The sequence below is a fragment of the Candidatus Protofrankia datiscae genome, assembly GCF_000177615.2.
GTDB classification, from domain to species: domain Bacteria; phylum Actinomycetota; class Actinomycetes; order Frankiales; family Frankiaceae; genus Protofrankia; species Protofrankia coriariae.
This window is the reverse complement of sequence record NC_015656.1, coordinates 652,562-671,022: the sequence shown is the minus strand read 5'-3', so window position 1 is coordinate 671,022 and position 18,461 is coordinate 652,562. Positions and strand designations below refer to the sequence as shown.

16 protein-coding genes are annotated in these 18,461 nt (G+C 70.9%); 8 read left to right on the top strand and 8 right to left on the bottom strand.

The window, feature by feature from the left end:
* Positions 1 to 215 precede the first annotated feature (215 nt).
* Positions 216 to 1,193 carry an aldo/keto reductase gene (locus FSYMDG_RS02850; protein ID WP_050803659.1) on the top strand — a complete coding sequence of 326 codons (978 nt, stop codon included), beginning with the start codon at positions 216 to 218 and terminating at the stop codon, positions 1,191 to 1,193.
* 473 nt (positions 1,194 to 1,666) lie between these two features.
* On the top strand, positions 1,667 to 3,112 hold the full coding sequence (locus tag FSYMDG_RS02845; protein WP_237702957.1) for a sulfatase family protein: 1,446 nt from the start codon (positions 1,667 to 1,669) through the stop codon (positions 3,110 to 3,112).
* Between the two features lie 150 nt (positions 3,113 to 3,262).
* Here the strand turns inward: FSYMDG_RS02845 and FSYMDG_RS02840 are convergent, their stop codons facing one another.
* From FSYMDG_RS02840 to FSYMDG_RS22605, 3 genes are all read right to left on the bottom strand, one after another.
* Positions 3,263 to 4,660, bottom strand: coding sequence for a sensor histidine kinase (locus tag FSYMDG_RS02840; RefSeq protein ID WP_043602841.1), 1,398 nt, complete (start codon positions 4,658 to 4,660; stop codon positions 3,263 to 3,265).
* Between the two features lie 144 nt (positions 4,661 to 4,804).
* Positions 4,805 to 5,566 (bottom strand): response regulator transcription factor, encoded by a 762-nt coding sequence (locus tag FSYMDG_RS02835; protein WP_013872092.1) that lies wholly within the window; start codon positions 5,564 to 5,566, stop codon positions 4,805 to 4,807.
* Between the two features lie 199 nt (positions 5,567 to 5,765).
* Positions 5,766 to 6,254, bottom strand: coding sequence for a hypothetical protein (locus FSYMDG_RS22605; protein ID WP_013872091.1), 489 nt, complete (start codon positions 6,252 to 6,254; stop codon positions 5,766 to 5,768).
* Positions 6,255 to 6,736: 482 nt separating this feature from the next.
* Between FSYMDG_RS22605 and FSYMDG_RS02825 the strand changes: the two genes are divergently transcribed.
* On the top strand, positions 6,737 to 7,780 hold the full coding sequence (locus FSYMDG_RS02825) for a helix-turn-helix transcriptional regulator (RefSeq protein ID WP_013872090.1): 1,044 nt from the start codon (positions 6,737 to 6,739) through the stop codon (positions 7,778 to 7,780).
* A 132-nt stretch (positions 7,781 to 7,912) separates the two neighbouring features.
* Here FSYMDG_RS02825 and FSYMDG_RS02820 read toward each other — a convergent pair whose 3' ends face one another.
* Together FSYMDG_RS02820 and FSYMDG_RS02815 are read right to left on the bottom strand one after the other, a co-directional pair.
* On the bottom strand, positions 7,913 to 9,586 hold the full coding sequence (locus FSYMDG_RS02820) for a CYTH and CHAD domain-containing protein (protein ID WP_013872089.1): 1,674 nt from the start codon (positions 9,584 to 9,586) through the stop codon (positions 7,913 to 7,915).
* 220 nt (positions 9,587 to 9,806) lie between these two features.
* Positions 9,807 to 10,562 carry a CPBP family intramembrane glutamic endopeptidase gene (locus FSYMDG_RS02815; protein ID WP_013872088.1) on the bottom strand — a complete coding sequence of 252 codons (756 nt, stop codon included), beginning with the start codon at positions 10,560 to 10,562 and terminating at the stop codon, positions 9,807 to 9,809.
* Between FSYMDG_RS02815 and FSYMDG_RS26705 the strand changes: the two genes are divergently transcribed.
* A complete protein-coding gene (locus tag FSYMDG_RS26705) occupies positions 10,536 to 10,781 on the top strand; it encodes a hypothetical protein (RefSeq protein ID WP_165001376.1) in 246 nt (81 codons plus the stop codon). The genes FSYMDG_RS02815 and FSYMDG_RS26705 overlap by 27 nt on opposite strands.
* Before the next feature lie 161 nt (positions 10,782 to 10,942).
* On the opposite strand, the gene FSYMDG_RS02810 is transcribed toward FSYMDG_RS26705, so the two are convergent.
* Positions 10,943 to 11,950: a cytochrome d ubiquinol oxidase subunit II gene (locus tag FSYMDG_RS02810; protein ID WP_013872087.1), complete on the bottom strand. Its 1,008-nt coding sequence runs from the start codon at positions 11,948 to 11,950 to the stop codon at positions 10,943 to 10,945.
* Positions 11,947 to 13,419: a cytochrome ubiquinol oxidase subunit I gene (locus FSYMDG_RS02805; protein ID WP_013872086.1), complete on the bottom strand. Its 1,473-nt coding sequence runs from the start codon at positions 13,417 to 13,419 to the stop codon at positions 11,947 to 11,949. The genes FSYMDG_RS02810 and FSYMDG_RS02805 overlap by 4 nt, the downstream gene beginning before the upstream one ends.
* A 208-nt stretch (positions 13,420 to 13,627) precedes the next feature.
* Here FSYMDG_RS02805 and FSYMDG_RS27850 point away from each other — a divergent pair, with 208 nt between their 5' ends.
* On the top strand, positions 13,628 to 14,239 hold the full coding sequence (locus tag FSYMDG_RS27850; protein WP_083828124.1) for a BlaI/MecI/CopY family transcriptional regulator: 612 nt from the start codon (positions 13,628 to 13,630) through the stop codon (positions 14,237 to 14,239).
* A gap of 82 nt (positions 14,240 to 14,321) precedes the next feature.
* Positions 14,322 to 15,512 (top strand): M56 family metallopeptidase, encoded by a 1,191-nt coding sequence (locus FSYMDG_RS02795; RefSeq protein WP_013872084.1) that lies wholly within the window; start codon positions 14,322 to 14,324, stop codon positions 15,510 to 15,512.
* 78 nt (positions 15,513 to 15,590) lie between these two features.
* On the opposite strand, the gene FSYMDG_RS02790 is transcribed toward FSYMDG_RS02795, so the two are convergent.
* Positions 15,591 to 17,516: an ATP-binding protein gene (locus FSYMDG_RS02790; RefSeq protein ID WP_013872083.1), complete on the bottom strand. Its 1,926-nt coding sequence runs from the start codon at positions 17,514 to 17,516 to the stop codon at positions 15,591 to 15,593.
* Between the two features lie 408 nt (positions 17,517 to 17,924).
* Between FSYMDG_RS02790 and FSYMDG_RS02785 the strand changes: the two genes are divergently transcribed.
* Entirely contained in the window at positions 17,925 to 18,104 is a 180-nt protein-coding gene (locus FSYMDG_RS02785; protein WP_013872082.1) for a CopG family transcriptional regulator, read from the top strand.
* A 1-nt stretch (position 18,105) separates the two neighbouring features.
* The gene (locus FSYMDG_RS02780; protein ID WP_013872081.1) at positions 18,106 to 18,450 is read left to right on the top strand and encodes a glyoxalase; all 345 of its coding nucleotides are present in this window, start codon (positions 18,106 to 18,108) and stop codon (positions 18,448 to 18,450) included.
* Positions 18,451 to 18,461: the final 11 nt, after the last annotated feature.

Sequence of the window (18,461 nt, the reverse complement as noted above, 5' to 3'; positions counted from 1 at the left end):
GCAGGCGCTCAAAGTCCATAGTCAGTCGCCGGAACAACACAGTCAGCCACCGAACATCGGGTGGCACCTCCCAACCGGGTGGCGTTATCGGCCGGATGGTGGCATCGGCCGACCAGCGATGACGGTTGGTGAGGTCGGTCGCCCTGAGTCCCGATCTCGCATGGGGGTAGGCAGTGACAGTGACCCTTCCTACGACATCGTTCGGCACGACCGGCATGAACATCACCCGGGTCGGCTTCGGGGCCTGGGCGATCGGAGGCACCGGCTACGCCTTCGGATGGGGCGCCCAGGACGACGAGGAGTCCGTGGCCGCCATCCGGCACGCGGTCGCCTCCGGGGTGAACTGGATCGACACCGCGGCCGGATACGGCCTCGGGCACTCCGAGGAGATCGTGGCCCGCGCCCTGGCGGGCATCGCCGAGGCGGACCGTCCGTACGTGTTCACCAAGTGCGGGCTGATCTGGGACGGTTCGGCGCCCGGCGGTGGCGCCTTCGCCCAGGTGGGCGCCGCCGACTCGATCCGGCGGGAGGTCGACGCGTCCCTGCGCCGGCTCGGTGTCGAGCGGATCGACCTCTACCAGCTGCACTGGCCGCCGCGGGACGGCACACCGGCCGAGGACGCCGTCGCCACACTGCACGAGCTGCGCACAGCCGGGAAGATCCGTTCGGTGGGCGTGTCCAACTTCGGCGTCGACCTGCTCGAGCGCGTCGCGCCGGTGGGTGGCGTGGAGACCCTGCAGCCACCGTTCTCCGCGATCAGGCGGGAGACCGCCGCGGAGATCCTGCCGTACTGCGCCAAGCACGACATCGGCGTCATCGTCTACAGCCCGATGCAGGCGGGCCTCCTCACCGGCTCCTGGTCCGCCCAGCGTTCGGCCACCCTGCCGGCCGACGACTGGCGGCGCCGGTCACCTGACTTCACCGGTGAGTCGCTGCATCGCAACCTGGCCCTCGCCGACGTGCTGCGCGGCGTGGCAAAGCGGCATCAGGTCAGCGTCGCCGCGGTCGCCGTCGCCTGGACCCTCGCCTTCGACGGGGTGACCGGCGCCATCGTCGGAGCGCGCCACCCGTCCCAGGTCGACGGCTGGATCGCGGCCGCCACCCTCACCCTGACCGCGGACGATCTCGACGACATCGAACTGGGCATCGACCGCCTCGGCGTCGGCTCGGGGCCGTCCCGGCCGATGTGGTGACGGGCACCTCCTCAAGGCCCGCGGGCATGTGAGAGGAACGGGCCCGGCGGATGGATCATCAGGCCATCCACCGGGCCGTCGGATCATCCGTACCGTTTCCCGCCGCTGCTGGTTCCCGCCGCTGCTGGTTCCCGCCGCCGCTCGTTCCCGCCGCCGGCCCGCTCCCGACAGCGGGCCGGCAGCGGAGGCTCCTGTCGAGGATTCACAAGAAATCCACATGAAACGCGGACGTCGGCCAGATGCTGTGACGGGATGCTCCGGGCGTCCATCCGGCATCCTCGACAGGAGAGATCCTGGTGTCCGCAGTACATCGGCATCTGAGAAATCAGCGCCTGAGAAATCAGCGCCTGAGAACGCGCACATGTTCCGGCGCGGCCGCCCTGCTGGGCATCGCCGCTCTCGCCACCGGCATCATGTCGTCCGTGGCGCCCTCGGCACCCGGCCCGGCAGGCTCCTCCCCCGCGGTGGCCCCGGTGAGCGCGACGGCACCTGCCGACCGGCCGAACTTCGTGTTCATCCTGGCCGACGACCTCGACCAGACCACCTCGCCGTACTGGGCGGCCATGCCGTACACGGCGTCCCTGATCCGCGACAGGGGCATGACGTTCACGAACGGTTTCGCGCCGACGCCGATCTGCTGCCCGGCTCGCGGCACCATCCTCACCGGCAAGTACGGGCACAACACCGGGGTGCTCACCAATTCCGGTGACGTCGGCGGCTGGGCCACCTTCGCAGCGAACGGCAACGAGGAGAAAACCTTCGCCAGGCACCTGCACGACGCCGGCTACGACACCGCGCTGGTCGGGAAGTACATGAACGGGATCGAAGCCGACCCGACGCACGTCCCGCCGGGCTGGTCGGAATGGTACGGAAGTGCCGACAACTTCTTCTACACCGGCTACAACTACGCGCTGAACGAGAACGGCGCGATCGTCGACTACGGCGGCCCGGAGAATCCGGCGAACTACTCGACCGATGTCGTCGCCGCCAAGTCCACCGACTTCATCCGGCGGGCGGCCGCCGGGGACGAGCCGTTCTTCCTCTACGCGGCCTCCACGGCGCCGCACCTGCCGCTGCCCCCGGCGCCGCGGCACGCCGACAACCCGTTCGCCGACGACGCTGCACCGCGGACGCCGAACTTCAACGAGCCGGACGTCTCGGACAAGCCCTGGTGGCTCCAGCAGAGCGCGCGGGAGCGGTCCGCGCAGGTGGCGGTGGTCAACAACCAGGACTACCAGAACCGGATGGGGTCGCTGTACGCCCTCGACGAGATGGTGCGCGACATCGTCGAGACCCTGCGCTCCGTCGGCGAGCTGGACGACACCTATCTCGTCTTCACCTCGGACAACGGTTACAACCTGGGCGCGCACCGACTGATCAACAAGCAGGCGCCCTACGACGAGTCGATGCGGGTGCCGCTGGTCGTCGCCGGCCCCGGGATCGCGCCCGGCACGGACAACCACATGGTCGCCCACATCGACCTTGCCCCGACCTTCCTCGAGCTGGCCGGGGTGGGCATTCCGGCGGACGTCGACGGACGGTCACTCGTCCCCCTGCTGCACGGCACGCGGCCGGCGTCCTGGCGCACCGATCTGCTGGGCCAGTACGCCGGCCCCGGTGTCGACGGCCAGGACGGGATCGCCGCCGAGGCGGTGGCCCACGCAGCCGCCGTCTACCTCGACATACCACCGTGGAGCGGGCTGCGGACCGAGCGCTACCTGTATGTCCGCTGGTACGACCTCGACCGCTCACCGCAGATCCACGAACGCGAGCTCTACGACCTGAGCGCCGATTCCTACCAGCTCACCAACCTGCTCGCGACCCCGGCGGGCAGGGCCGAGAACGCGGCCCTGGTCGCGGACCTCGACACCCGGCTGAACGAGCTGGCGGCCTGTTCCGGCGCCACCTGCCGGAGCTGACCCACGGATCGTGAACGGTCCGGACCAGACTGCCGTGGCCGGCCCGGCGCCGCACCGGGCCGGCCACGGCGCCACGTCAGGCCGCGTGCCAGGCCGCACCAGGAGATACCAGGCCGCACCAGGTCCCGGCGGGCCATCCCAGCCGGACGATCACACCTGGTCACGGACAGAGGGGCGAACAGGCAGCGTGATCGTGATGGTCGTCCCAGCGCCGAGGGTGCTGGACACCTCCGCGGTGCCGCCGTGGGCAGCCGCCACCGCGGCGACGATGGACATGCCCAGTCCGTTGCCGCCGTGCCCGCGGTCACGACCACCGGAAGCACGGTAGAAGCGATCGAAGATCCTTTCGGCCACTTCGGGAGGCATACCGGGACCGTCATCGTGGACGCGGAGGACCATCCTCCGATCATTTCGAGTGAGCTCTACCGTGACCATGGCCGTCACCGGCGCGTGGACCCGGACGTTGGTCAGCAGATTACCGATCACCTGCCGTAACGCGTCCGCGTCCGCGACCATGGAGCAGCTCTCCGGTAGACGCAGCGTGACCGGACGGGCCGGCTCCACGACCGTCGCGTCACGGACGGCGTCACGCACCAGCACCACGAGATCCACCTCGGCCCGCAGCAGCGGCCGCTCCTCGTCGAGATGGGCCAGGTAGAGCATGTCGTCGACCAGGGCGCCCATCCGCCGGGTCTCGTCGGAGACCCGGCGCAGGGCGTCGTCCACCTCCGCGGGTGGCACGATCCCCTGCCGGAGCAGGTCCACGTAGCCGCGGACGGACGTCAGCGGGGTCCGCAGCTCGTGCGAGGCGTCGGCGACGAACCGCCGCAGCCGCTCCTCGGAACGCACCCGGTCGTCGAAGGCGCTCTGGATCTGACCGAGCATCGTGTTGATCGCGGCGGCCAGCTGGCCGGTCTCGCTGCGGGGCGGGTGGTCGGGCACCCGGCGGGAGAGGTCCCCGGTGGCGATCGCGGCGGCCGTGGCCGCGACGTCGCGAACCGGGCGCAGGCCATGGCCGAGCAGCAGCCAGGCCGAGACTCCCGCGAAGACGAGGGCGGCCGCCCCTGCGACGGTTTCGACGGCCACCAGCCGGGCGAGGGTCGCCACGACCGGCTGCAGCGGTACCGCGACGACATCCGTCATGCCCGTCCCCGGCAGCGTGCCGACAAGAACGCGGTACCGGCGGTCGCCGTAGAACACGGTGAACGGCCGACCGCTGGCGGCCCGGGCGGGCAGATCGTCGATGACGTCCAGCAACGGGCGAGCGGGCAGGGGGCGGCCCACATCCCCGACGACCCGTTGTACCGTGCTGTCCACACGACGTAGTTCCACCACGTAGTTGGTTGGAGCGACGACCTGCCGCAGACCCTCCGCGCTGACGGTCGGCACGATCCCCGCCAGCGCGGCGACGCTGCGCACGGTGAGCAGGCCCTGCGCGGCGCGCAGCTCGTTGTCGGTCCGTTCCAGCAGGTAGGAACGCAGCGCGACCACACCGGCGACAGCCGGGACCGTCAGCCCGACCGTCATCAGCAGCGCGAGGCCGGCCATCAGTCGGACCCGCAACGTCCGGGCCCCCAGGATCCGGGCCCCAGGATCCGGGCCCACGGCCTCGCCGTCGGCCGCGGAAGCCGGACCCGGCCGGTCACGACGACGCGGTCACGGACACGGTCGCGCGGGACGGAAACGGCATGATCATAATCCTTCCACGCCCGGGGTCTCACCCGGACCGCCCGGGCGGCCTCCGGGCTCCCGCAGCATGTAGCCGAACCCCCGCTGGGTGTGGATCAGGGGCGGCCCGTACGGCGCGAGCTTGCGCCGCAGGTAGCTCACATACTGGTCGACAACGGTGTACGCACCGTCGAAATCGTAGTTCCAGACCGCGTCGAGGATCTGGACGCGGGAGAGTACCCGCCGTGGATTGGCCAGCAGATACCGCAGCAGCTTGAACTCGGTGGGCGACAGGTCGATCGGATGGCCGGCGCGGGCCACCTCATGGGTGTCCTCGTTCAGGACGACGTCGGCGAAGGCCAGGGTCTGCGCGGCGGCCGACGGCCGATCACGCCGGGTGCGGCGGAGGACGGCCCGTACCCGGGCGACCAGCTCGTCGACGGAGAACGGTTTGGTCACGTAGTCGTCGCCACCGCAGGTGAGCCCGGCGATCTTGTCGGCGTGACGGTCACGGGCGGTCAGAAAGATCACCGGGACGTCGGTCCCGACGTCGCGTAACCGGCGGCAGACCTCGAAACCGTCGATGTCGGACAGCAGCACGTCGAGCACCATGAGATCCGGTTTCGCCTCGGCCACGGCCGCGACCGCCTCCTGCCCGCACGTCGCGGTGACCACGTCGAAGCCGTGGAACCGCAGGGACATCCGTACCAGATCGGTGATGTTCGCCTCGTCGTCCACGACCAGGACCCGGTCCGGCCGCGGACCACAGCCCGTGTCCCCGCCCATCGACACCCTCCCGTGTGGCCTGCCCGTACGGCCGCCCCGCGTGGGCGGCCGCCCGCCGCCCACGCCCAGCACACCGCTCACACATGTGAGTTGCGTTCGAACCGAACGAATCATTCGTATTCGGCTCTCACGGGCCGGAGCGGACGCCGGAGAGGTATCAGGCCTCTGTCCCCGCCCACGGGCCGGTCCGGCCGGGACGTCAGCCGGCCGGTACGAACAGCCGGACCGCCGAACGGGTCGATCCGTCGACCCCGGCGACGACCCCGACCGTGTCGCCCACCTTCACATCGGAGATCTTCGCCCGGTCCCTGCCGTGCCGCACGATGGTCTCGTCCGTGACCGTGTAGGAGACGGTGTACCCATCGTCACTACGGATGGTCAGCGAGGACCCGGACACGGCGCTCACCGTCCCGCGCTGGGCGCCGATCGTCCGATAGCCACCGTCGCTGTGCGTGACAAACTCGCCATGGAGTCCTCTGCGCGCCAGCCAGGCACGGTACGGATGGCCCGATGAGGCCTCGATCGCGGACGAAGCGGACACAGCCATCGGAGCCGTATCCGCCACCGCGCTCAGGGATGGCGCGGCCGGGCTCCCCCGGTCGGCCAGTGCCGTGGTGGCCAGGCCACCGGCCACCACGCCCACGACGCCGGCCACCGCGACCATTCTGGCTGCCGTTGCCCTTCTCATAACCCTCACCTCCACCAGCCGCGGCCACCATGGTCCGCGTCACCGACCACCCTGCAGGCCGATAGTGTGAATAAGGTATGAGAAACGCCGAAATCGGGTGAGAACACGCGTCCACACGGTAATCGACGTCGGCCAGACCCGGTAGGGCCATCGGTCGGGAATCGCCACAGCCACGGACGCCTACGAACAGATATGGCGAGACAAGTATGTACGCCTGTGCGCGCCGGCCGGGCCCAGCGGGGCGGACGACAGCAGCGAGGCCGATCGGCCGAAGCCTCCAATCAGCCTACGGCGTTCGAACGGGCTGCTGTCCGAAGTACCGCGCAAGGGCCTCACCCGAACCGCCGTGGCAGGCCGGATCGGCTCCGGCGAGGTTCAGATCGCAATGAGCCCGATGTCAATACAGGATGATCTCAATGAAGTCACCATGAGCAGGTGCCCTCCCGCAGTCAACGGCCACGCCGACCGAGCCCTCCGCCGCGATGACCCCGGACAGCGCGGCCCCCGGCAACGCGGCCTCCGACAGCACGATCCCCGGCAACATGATCCCGGGCGAGGTGGCCCCCGGTGAGGTGATTCCCGGCGAGATGCTCCTGGCCTCGGATGCCGCGACGGACAGCGACGTCCGGCAGGAGGCCCGGCAGGAGGCGCGGCAACGGGAGCTCGGCAGGTTCCTTCAGGCCCACCGCGAGCGGGTGCCCGGCCTGCCGCGGGAGCAGGTGGCGGCAGCGTCCGGCCTGCAGCCCGTCTGGTACACCTGGCTCGAGCAGGGGCGGGTCCAGGCGTCCGAAGAGGTCGTCGAGGCGGTCGCTCGGACGCTGCGGCTGGACGCCGACGCCCGGCGGCACGCCCTGGCGCTGGTGGGCTCGCCCGCGCGGACGTCCCCGCGACAACCACAGCAGCCGCAGCAGTCACTGCGGCCGCAGCGGCCCCCGCAGCTACCGCAGCCGCGAACCGTCACCCGCCTGCTGCGTCCCGTCCTGGAAAGCTGGCTGACGTCCCCGGCGCTGCTGCTGGACCACAGGTTCGACATCATCGGCTGGAACGACGCCTACGCGGCATTGTGGACGGATCCAGGCCTGCTCGACGAACGACGTCGCAATCTCGTCTACCTGCTGATCACCAGCCGCCTGCTCGCGACCACCCTGCACGAGTGGGAGAGCGTGACGAAGGACCTGCTCGCGCAGTTCCATGGCCAGTTCCACGACCAGTTCGGTGACGAGCGTGACGACGAGCGCATCCGGGAGATATTCACGCTGCTCGAAGCGGAACGGGCCGAGCTGAGGCCGTGGTGGGAAAGTCAGTCGGCGCGCGAGTTCACCACCCGGACGGTAACCGTCAACACTGCCACTGTCGGTGAGATCAGGCTGGTGCTGTCCCTGTTCCGGCCGATGGACGACCCGGATTCCGGCATCCTGCTGCAGACCCCGGTCAGCCACACCGACCGGACCAGGATCCGGCAGCTCATCGAACTGCCCGCCCGCTGGGCCGGCAACGACCGGACGCGCGGCTTCTACGACCAGTAGGCCGCGCCTGGCGACGGGCCTGGTGACGGGCCTGACGACGGATGGCCGCCGGCGCCGGGCACGGACGTCGACCGGGCTCCGGTCCGCGCAGCCGGGGATCCGCCGGGCCCGGCCCGGGCCCGGCGACGCTGATCACACCTGCAGCCAGCGGCGGTGACGCCGGCGGGACGCCTCGGGCCAGAAGTCGATGAAGTCCCGTTCCGCGGTGCGGGCCCGGAGCTCCTCCAGGCCCAGCAGGAGCCCGAGGGTGAAGGCGGTCGGCTCGCCCGCCTGAACCGCCGACGTCCCCCACTGCCGCAGCTGCCCCTGGGCGATCGTGGCGTCCTGGTGGGTGCCGAGCAACTCCTGGATCTGCTCGGCAAGTCTGGCGAACGCCGCCGCGTCGGGCCCGAAGACCGCGCCGGCCGTCTCGGCCGCGTACCGCAGCCGCTTCGCCTGCTTGCGGGCGCTGTGCAGCTGGATGTCGCGTTCGTGGCCGGGCGGGGTGGCCAGGGCCGCGTTGACCTTGCGGGTCAGCCGGTTGTCGGCGCGTCCCACCAGCTTCGGCAGGACGATCCTGGCGGGCTGCGCGGCAAGCCTTCCCGGCTGCGTGGCGGACGTCTCCAGCAGCCCGCGGACCAGGTCCTTCAGGTCCGTGACCAGGGTCAGGTAACGCTCGCTGCGCAGCATCGTCAGCGCCTCGGTACGCGCCTGCTCCTGCCCGGCGAGCAGTTGGCTGTCGATCGTTTCGGCGACGGGGCCGTGTACCAGTTCGGCCGGCAGTGACGCCACCCGTCCGTCGAAGTACTCGACCATCACCTCGGCGTCGCGGGCGGCGGACAGCGCGCCGGCCAGGTCACGCAGTTCCCCGTCCAGGTGGGCCGCGCGTGCGTCGTCGAACAGGGGCGCGAACGTACGCAGCGTGCTGCGGAACCGGCGGGTGGCCACCCGCATCTTGTGGACCGCGTCCGGAACGTCGAGACGGACGTGCGGGTCGGCGGCGAGCAGCGCCTGGACCTGGGCGGCCAGGTAGGCCCCGACCACCTCGCCCACCGGGGAGCGCGGCCGCAGCTTGCCGGGCGAGGGCAGCACCTCGGAGCGGGGCTGTCGCGCCAGCGCCGGGCCGAGCACCCGGGAGAGCTTGGACGCGTCCGGGGACACCGACGCACCCGCGGCCGTGAGCAGCGCGCCGACCTCGTCCAACAGGCTGGTGTCATCACCGGTGCCGACGTGTTCGACCTCGATCTCGTGCCACAGCTGCCGCTGCCCTTCCGCCGACGGTCCTTCCGATCCTTGCGCCGGCTGCGCCCCCGCCGACGGGTCCCCCTGTTCTCCCTGTTCCCGCTGTTCCCGGTTGGCCGCCGCGCCGAGGGTCCAGGCACTGACCTGGTCGTCGACCACTTCGGCCCGGTCGGCGCCGGCGGCGTCCCGGAGCCGGATGGAAGTACGGTCGGTCACCAGCCGGGCCACCGGTCGCAACGGTGTGTCACGAAGATGGACGCGCACCAGATCAACGAGGCCGTCCGGTGGCGTCAGCTCGTCCACCGGGGTGTCTGCCGCGCCGAGCGGACGCTGGATCTCCTCCCGTTCGCCGGCACGCAACGGCAGCTTGAGATGCCATCCTTCGTCCTGCCCGCCCGTCCGGCGCCGTAGTGTGATCTTGTTCTGGGCCAGCCGGAAATCGTCGGAGTCGTAGTAGACGGCCTCCAGGGTCGCCCGTTCCGGTTCGCTGACCGCGGCCACACCCGGCAACTGTTCCAGGGCGGGCAGCACGAAACCCGGATCGACGGCAAACTTGCGCTCTATTTCTCTCAGCCCGCCGCCCACGGTCACCCTCCGTCATATTCGCATGATGCGATCGCCGCCTGCGTTCCCGCCACGGCCGCATCCGGACAATCCGACGCGGCTGGGGCGGCCAGCCGGCCCGGCACAGCACGACCATCCGGGACAGGATTGACCGCATCCGACATGTCGCGGCGAGACCACCGTTGACTGTTGTTCATCCCATGTTAAACGTATGACAGTCTGGCGGTTTCCCGAACAGCGATCACGATGTGGGCAGCCAGGAGACCCTGCCGGCCAGGACGACATAACCAACAAAAGCCACAATGTCGATCAGAGCGTGCGCCACCACGAGCGGGCCGACCCGTCCCCGACGTTGATAGATCCACCCGAACAGCAGGCCCATAACCAGATTTCCGGCGAAACCGCCAAGCCCCTGGTACAGATGGTACGAACCGCGCGACACCGCGCTCGCCGCCAGCGCGGCACGCTCGTCCCAGCCAAGCTGACGCAGTCGCGTCAGCAGGTAGCCGACCACGACGACCTCTTCGAGCACCGCGTTCTGCACCGCGGACAGCACCAGGACGGGGATACGCCACCACACGTCCGGCAGGCTGGTGGGGACCACCGTCAGGTTCGCGCCCGAGTGCCAGGCGAGCAGGTACAGCCCGAGCCCGCCACCGCCGACGACCGCGGCGAGCCCGGCCCCGAAACGGGCGTCGCGGGCCAGCCGGCCGCGGTCGAGGCCGATCGTGGCCAGCCCCCCGCTGTCCCGGGCGAGCAGGTGCAGCGCCAGGAAGGCGGGGACGATCGCGGTGGCGATCCCGGTCAGCTGCAGGGCGATGTCGAGCCACGGGCGCCCTGGCGCCGCCGACGAGTTCAGCTCGGCGACCTGCTGGCGGACCGGCCCCGGGGCGGTCAGATCGCCGACGTAACGGACGAGTGCCCACAGCCCGGACGCCCCCAGCGAGACGCCCAGCACCAGCCACACCTCGTGAGTGAGCAGCCGCCGGGAACGCACGCGACCGGCGCCATGGTCTCCTCCGTGGTCGCTGCCGCGCTCGTCACCGCCGTCACCGCTGGAGCCGCCAGGGCTGCTGGGGCTGCCGCCTGGTTGCGCAGCGTCACCAAGCTTCCCGGCCGGTTCGTGCCGCGGTCGCTCTCCCGGGGCCACCCCGGCAGCGTCGCCGGTGCGTGTGCCGGTGTCCGTTCGCGCCGCTGCCCGCCCGTCGCCAGTTAGCCTCACCTGGCGAACGTAACGGCCCGAGCGAATCGGCCGACCGGGGCCGGCAGCCCACGCACCGGTCCGCGCCCGCACCGGGCGTTGTGCACACGTACGCCCGGTGCGGGCCGGCGCGAGCCAGCACCGGCGGGACAGCAGCTGAACGGCGGGACGGCGGGTCAGTGACGCGGCTCGCCGCCGGCGGGTTCCGGGTCGGCGAACACCCTGAACAGCAGGAACAACGCCGGTAGCAGGACAGCCACCCCGCAGCCGATCGCGATCAGCATGGCCCGCAGGTTCTGCGCGGGTGCCGCGGCCGCGACGACGGCGACCTGCCCGACCACCAGGTCCGGGTACTGGGCGACGGCCCAGCCCCACAGCACCCCGGCCACGGCGAGGCCCGCCGCCAGCCGTGCCGCGGTGTAGTGCCGCCGCCAGACCAGGACCAGCGCGCCCACCCCACCGCACACCGACACGGCCACGAACGGGACGCCACGGGTGGGGAACCGCTGCGCGACCACCGGCGCGTCCCGCCACAGCAACGGCAGCAACGCGGCCGCGAGCGCCCCCGCGACCATCGCGCCACCGAGCGCCCGGCGCCGGAAACCGGCCACCAGATGCTCGCTCCCCGGTCGCCGGGACGCGTCCCGGCACAGGTAGACAGCGGCGAGAAAAGCGGTCGCGGCGACCGCGAAGGCGCCGGCCAGCAGCCCGAACGCGCTGGTGAACGGGGCGGCCGCGGCATCGCGGCGGCCGACGCCGCTCGCCATGGCCGCGCCGCACACGCCCAGCATGAACGGCGTGACCGTGGACGCGGCCGCGAACACCCGCCCCCACCAGTGGTCGGGGCCGGCCGCCCCGGCGCCGTAGGCACGGTAGACGTAGGCGCTGCCCCGCAGCACGATGCCGACGAGCGCCAGCGCCATGGGCAGCTCCAACGTGCTGCCGAGCACGCCGAACGCCTCCGGGAACCCGGAGAACATCGCCACGATCACAAAGATCAGCCAGACGTGGTTGGCCTCCCACACCGGGCCGAGGGCGGAGGAGATCAGCGCCCGCTGCTCGGCGGCGTGCCGTCCGTGGGCGAACAGGTCCCACACGCCGGCGCCGAAGTCAGCGCCGCCGAGCAGCGCGTATGCCGTCAGCCCGCCGACCATGACCAGCAGCAGGGCGTCCGCGGCGGTCATCGCTCCACCCCCGCCGACCGCGCGGGTTCCGCCGGGACGGCCTCGCCCCTCCCGGCCTTGTTCCTTCCGGCCTCGTTGTCCCTTCCGGCCTCGTTCCTGTCCCTCTCAGCCTGTGGTACGGCATCCGCCGCCTCGGGCGTGGCCTCGTAGGTGGGCCCGCCGGTGGCCATCCGCCGCAGGATGAGTACCAGCGCCGTTGCCAGCCCCAGATAGAGCAGGAGCGTGCCGCCGAAGGCCCAGCCGAGGCCGGGGCTGTGGGTCACCGCGTCCGTCACCAGCATGCGGCCGTAGACGATCCAGGGCTGCCGGCCACCCTCGGTCACCTCCCAGCCGGCCAGCATCGCAATCATGGATGCCGGCCCGGTGGCGCTCGCCGCCAGCAGCCAGCCCCGGCCGGTCGGGAGCGTCGGGCGGACGCCACGCCGTCGACGGCGCGCCGCCACCACCGCCACGGCCACGGCCAGCCCGACGAGCGCCGTCCCGAGGGCCACCATCGTGTCGAAGGCGAGGTGGACGAGCAGGGCGTTCGGGCGCTGCTCCGGCGGGACGGCCGCAAGTCCCGTCACCATGTGGTCACGGCTCCAGCCGGTCATCAGTGACAGCAGGTCGGGGATCTCGATGCCGTGCCGGACCTCGCCGGTGGCGTCGTCGTAGATGCCGCCGAGGGTCAGCGGCGCGTGTGACCGTGTCTGGTAGAGGGCTTCCATCGCGGCCAGCTTCAGCGGCTGCTGGGCCGCGACCACGCGCGCCGCCCAGTCGCCGACGACCGCCTGGAGCGGGGCGCAGGCGAGCACCGTGACCAGGCCGACCCGCAGGCCGCGGCGGTGGTAGGCGTCCCGGCGTCCGCGCAGCATCCCGACCGCGTACACGCCGGCGACGGCACCGCCGGTGCACATCAGCGCCGCGAGCAGCATGTGGATCACCTGCGCCGGGGTGGCCGGGGAGAGGAAGGGCGCGAGCGGCTCCGCGCTGACGACCCGCCCGCCGACCTCCCGCACGCCGCGCGGAACGTTCATCCACGCGTTCGCGGTGATGATGAACAGGGTGGACAGGGTGCCCGCGATGGCGATCGGGAACATCGTCAGCCAGTGAGCCCGTGGGGACAGCCGCTTCCAGCCGTAGAGGTACAGGCCGATGAAGATCGCCTCGATGAAGAACGCGAAGCCCTCGAGCGTGAACGACAGGCCGAGCGCGCCTCCGTAACGGGCCATGAACGCCGGCCACAGCAGGCCGAACTCGAAGGACAGCACCGTCCCCGACACCGCGCCGACCGCGAACAGCACGGCGAACGCCCGCGCCCACCTGCGGGTGAGGGCGAGCCAGACCGGATCACCCGTGCGGATCCAGCGGCGTTCGGTGTACAGCAGCAGCCAGGGCAGGCCCACCCCGAAGACCGCGAAACAGATGTGGAAGGCCAGCGAGAACGCGGTCTGGCCACGAGCAAGATCCGTGGACGCGGCGAGGATCATGCGCGATCCCTCCTGCCCCCGCCCCACGGCTCCCATCCGGAGCCCATGCGAACGGGAGATCATCTCGAAAGATCTTCTACGCTCTGTCGAATTTCTACGCTTTGTAGAATACGGGACGTCCGCCGGCAGCATCCGCCGCCGGTCGCAGGTCACAGCCGGACTCCCAATGGGGGCACAGAACTTCGTGGAGCGTCGTACAGTGAGATACATGGCGCGCCTTGGTGACCTTGAGAGGTCAGTCATGGACGTGCTGTGGGACGTCGACGTCTGGCTGACCGCGCGTGAGGTGGCTGCCCAGCTCGACCACGAACGCGACCTCGCCTACACCACGGTCCTCACGGTGCTCGAGCGTCTCGAGCGCAAGGGCTTCGTCCAGCGGGAACGCGCGGAACGCGCGCACCGCTACCGGGCGTCGAGCAGCCGGGACGCCGTCGTCGCCGAGGCCATGCTCGCCGCCCTGGACACCACCGAGGACCGCGGCTCGGCGCTGGTGCGCTTCGTCGGTTCCGTCTCCCCGGCCGAAGCCGAGATCCTGCGCCGGGCCCTCGCCCCGTCACCGGAGGCCGCACCCGAGCACGACGGCGCGACCGTCGCCGGGACCGGCCTCGCCTCGGGTGATCCTGTCTCGACCGGTCTCGCCGCCGTCGTCACCGCCTCGGACGGCCTCGCCATCGGCGTCCTCGGTGAGGCGACCGACGCGGAAGTCAGCGAGGGCTCCGACGTGCCAGAACGCGCTGGCGCCGAGGGCACCCGCCGCACGGCCACCGCGCCGGAGATCACGAACTCAGGGGTCACCAGCTCGGAGGCCACCGCCTCGTGACCTTCGTATCGGACGCCGTACCGGACACGACACACGCTCAAACCGAACCTCTGTCTGCGGCTAGAGGTACTGTTCACCCGCTATGACGACCGCGGCCATCCTCGCTCTGTTCGCAGGTGTGCTCGCATGGCCCGTTCCCCGCCTGCTCGCCAGGGCGCACTGGCCGTCCCGCTGCCCACGATCCGCGATCGTGCTGTGGCAGGCGATCGGTCTTGCCGGCGGGGTGTCGGCGCTGCTCGCGGTGATCGCGTTCACGTTCGCGCCGCTTTCCACCGACCTGCCGCTGGGCGTGCTCGACCACGCCGATCACGTGGCCGCCGGCGACCCTCTCGCCGGGCTCGGCTGGATCAACGTGATCGGGCTCGGGGTGGCGTCCGCGCTGGCCGCCCGACTGTTCGGCGTCCTCGCCCTGTCCACCGCGCAGACCCTGCGGCATCGTCGCCACCACCGCCACCTGGTCGACCTCGCCGGCCAGGACCACGGCGAGCACGACGCGACAGCGGCGTCCTCAGCCCGGCCGGGGGACGCCGGGGACGGCGGATGCCAGCCGCCGGACGGGCTGCCCGCCTGCGCCGGGGAGATCCACCGGCGCGGACGGCTGCGCGTCCTGGACCATCCGGTCGCGGTCGCCTACTGCCTGCCCGGCGTCCGCCACACCCGGGTCGTCGTCTCCAGGGGGCTGCTGGCCGCGCTCGCCCAGGACGAACTGGAGTCCGTCCTCGCGCACGAGGAGGCCCACGCCCGCGGCCGGCACGACCTCGTCATCCAGCCCTTCGTGGCCTGGCAGCAGACCTTCCCGTTCCTCCCGCCCGCGCGCGACGCGACCGCCGCGGTGTCCCTGCTGGTCGAGATGCTCGCCGACGACGCCGCCGCCCGCCGCACCAGCTGCCGGACCCTGGCCCGGGCGCTGGCCCGGCTCGGGGTGGCCCGCTTCCCGGTGCCGGCCGGGGCGGTCGGCATCACCGGCGTCTCCCATGGCAGGGCGATCCGCTCATTGCGGACGAGCGGCTACGGCAGGGTGCTGCGAGCCCGAGCCGGCTCCGCGCGCCGGTGGCCCGGCGGCGGCCTCAATGACCAAGGCGGCCGAGACGGCGCGGCGGGCCACCTGGCTGCCCAGCCCGCCCGCTCCTCCCCCATCCACGCCCCGGTGATCGCACGCATCTCACGCCTGCTGGAGCCCACGCGCCGGGCGCCGCTGTGGGCCCATGTCGCGATCTACCTCACCGCCGCCGCTATCTGCGCCTTCCCCGCCGCCGTCCTGCTCGCAACCTGACCTGGACGGCCCGGCCCGGCCGACCGTCTGCCTGCCACCCGTGTCAGCAGCCCCGCGGCCAAAGATCGACAGCAGAGTTTATACAGACCCGCACTGTGCGACCGCGTATAAACTTGCCCGTCCCTGCCCCTCCTCGCGGGCTTGCGAACGACGACCCGAAAGAAGCCTGCACCCGGACAGATCCGCCGTCAGGCGCCATCCCACTCGTGACCAGTTGTCCCTGTCCGGACCGTCCGGCCCGGTGAGCCCGGTCGGCCTGTTCGGCCCGACTGGGTCCCGGCCTGGCCGGCCGGGGAACGCGGGACCTGGCCCGTACCGGATTCCCGGCCCGGACGACCGCCCCTCGGTCACCTGCACCAGCAGTCCCCGCCTACGAAGATCGGCCAGCCAACGACGCGCCTGATAGACGTCCACCGCGCACAGGTTCTGAACGGTCCGGTTCGTGATCCAGCCGTACTCCCGCACGTGCTCGACGACCCGCCGGTCGATCTCGTCGGCGTTGCGCACCCGGTAGGCAAGAGCTGTCCCGAGCGCCATCCGGGCATGCTCGCGCAGCCGGTAGCGGCCGTAGCGCCGGCGTGCGGTCGAGCGTGAGATGTCAAGCAGCCCATCCTGGCCGGTGGCCAGACGCCGGAGAATCGACTCAGCCTCCTCCGCGGGCCGTTGGAGGCGGGGAGCGATCGCGGCCGCGGTGACATTCTCATGATCACAGAGATATAGAACGATCATCAGCGTATCCGTGTCCTCGCGTTCCGCGTCGGGCAACGCCGCGACGAAACGCGCGATGGCCACGTTGGGCGCGCCCCCGACCATCGACACCGTGACATGATCGAATTCCGCTCGGATGAACGGCAGCGCACGGCCTGACCGGATCATCTCCCGGTACATGCGGTCGACCCCACGACCGGTCTCCTCGGACAGGCCAAGCGTCCGTACCGCGCCCATCAGCCGCGGGTTCCGCGGTCTGGAAGCCGCCGTCAGGATGTTGTCGACGGTGATCCCGGACACCAACGGCCCAGGTGACGTCACGGTGAGGATCTGCGGCGAATGGTCGATGACCACCGAGTGAGGCTGATGGACGTCCCGGTGCACAAGCGCGTTCATCACCGCCTCCCGCACGGCCAGATCCGGGAAGTCCTCGATCTGAAGCTGCTGGCCGGTGGGGAGCGTCACGGGGGTGAGGTTCCGGCGTGCGTTCACCAGCCGCAGGACTTCCAGGTAGGACAGCGCCAGGGGCATGTCGAGCCGTTCCACCGCTCGGGGCTCACCACCTGGGGAGTCCCGGTAGAGGTACACGACGGTGTGCGTGGACGGTCGGCACAGCAGGATCTCACCGGCACGGGTGAGCTTCCCACCGTCCGTCACACCGAGCGCGGACAGCAGATCGGGTGTGCGGAGCTCAGCGTAACCACGACGAAGATCTGTAAGTGACGCCAGCAGGCGCCGGCACGCGGCAAGGGCCTCGGGCTCGACGTCGTCGACCGTGCGCTGTGTCCTGGTCGCGCTCGGGTCGTACCCACTCCGCTCCTGGCGGACGAGCACGATCTCCGCCGGTGACATGGGATGGCAGTCCGTGCCGATCCGCCGCCTGGCCCGCCCCTGACTGTCGGCATGAACCTCGATGCCTCGTGGAACACGCAGTTCCAGCAGACGGGCATCGGCGAAGACCCGTTCACGGACGTCGACGAGCAGTGGCGGCTGGCTGAGCTGGTAGACCCGCGACTTCAAGCGCTCGGCGTCGGTGTCCGTGCCTACAAAGGCCGCCGCACCTGGCGTCCGGTCCGCCACTCCGAGCACGACGATCCCGCCGTCGCCGTTGGCGAAGCACAGGCACGCGTCCACGATGATTCGCTCAAGCTCGCCCTGAACCTCGGACGCGCTCCGGCGCCCACGAGCGGTCGGCGCCTCCTTGAAGTCGAGGGTCGCGGTCTCCTCCCGCTCGGCCATCGACCCGGCCAGGATGCGGGCAAGCGCCGCACCGATGCTGGCATCGGTGCCGTCCACACGCACCCTCCCGATGACAACGACGCTGAGGCTGCCCCGAGTTTATACAGACCCACACTGTGCGACCGTGTATAAACTCGCCCTCCCTTGCGGATGACCGTCGCCCTCGTCGAGGCCGCCCGGCGGCGGCGTCCTCGACGATCTGGCATTGGACACTGGGCTCGCTGGCACTGCCGCGGAACACCCAGCCCGGCGTCTCACCTGAGCCTGCCTCACAGCCAATCCGGTGGCTCCCGCTGGAGCGGGTTTCGGACTCCCGGTTGGCCCGATGATCGCGAACCGACAGGATTTGCTGGTCCCGGCCAGTTTCGGAAGGGCGGAGCGAAGAAGATCTTCACGCGGGCTCGCGAACAATGACGATGGCCCGCCTGGAGCTCGCGCGCCACCCTTGATTGCTAGCATGCGATCGTGGGTGACGAGGATGTCAAGCAGTTCAACGTGTACCTGCCGATCGGGCTGATCAAGCAGGTCAAGCACCGCGCCATCGAGTCGGGGCTGTCCCTTTCGGCGCTGGTCGCCGAAGCACTACGCGACTACCTCGACGACGCCCACGGACAGCGACCGCAATCGCCTGGATCGGAGACCTGACATGACGACCGAAGGCATCGAAGCCGTGTTCCTGGAAACCCACAACTGGGGCAAGGCGGCGAGTTTCTTCCAGGCGCTGGGTTTCGAGCTCGAGTTCGAGACCGACCACAATTCGGGCCAACTCCGTAACGGCAGCGGTCCTTATGTGTTCATCGCGGAGGTCCCCGAGGACCGGGAACCCCGGGCACAGATCGTGCTGAAGGTGCCCGATGCGGACGCGTTCCGTCCCGACCCCGCCGTCGAGGCGGTCTCCCCGTTCGAGGACACCCACTACGGGACCAGGGAGATGACCGTCCGTGACCCCGATGGGCGTCTGTGGAGCCTCCAGGCCCCTGGCCGGAAGTGACACGAGGAGCG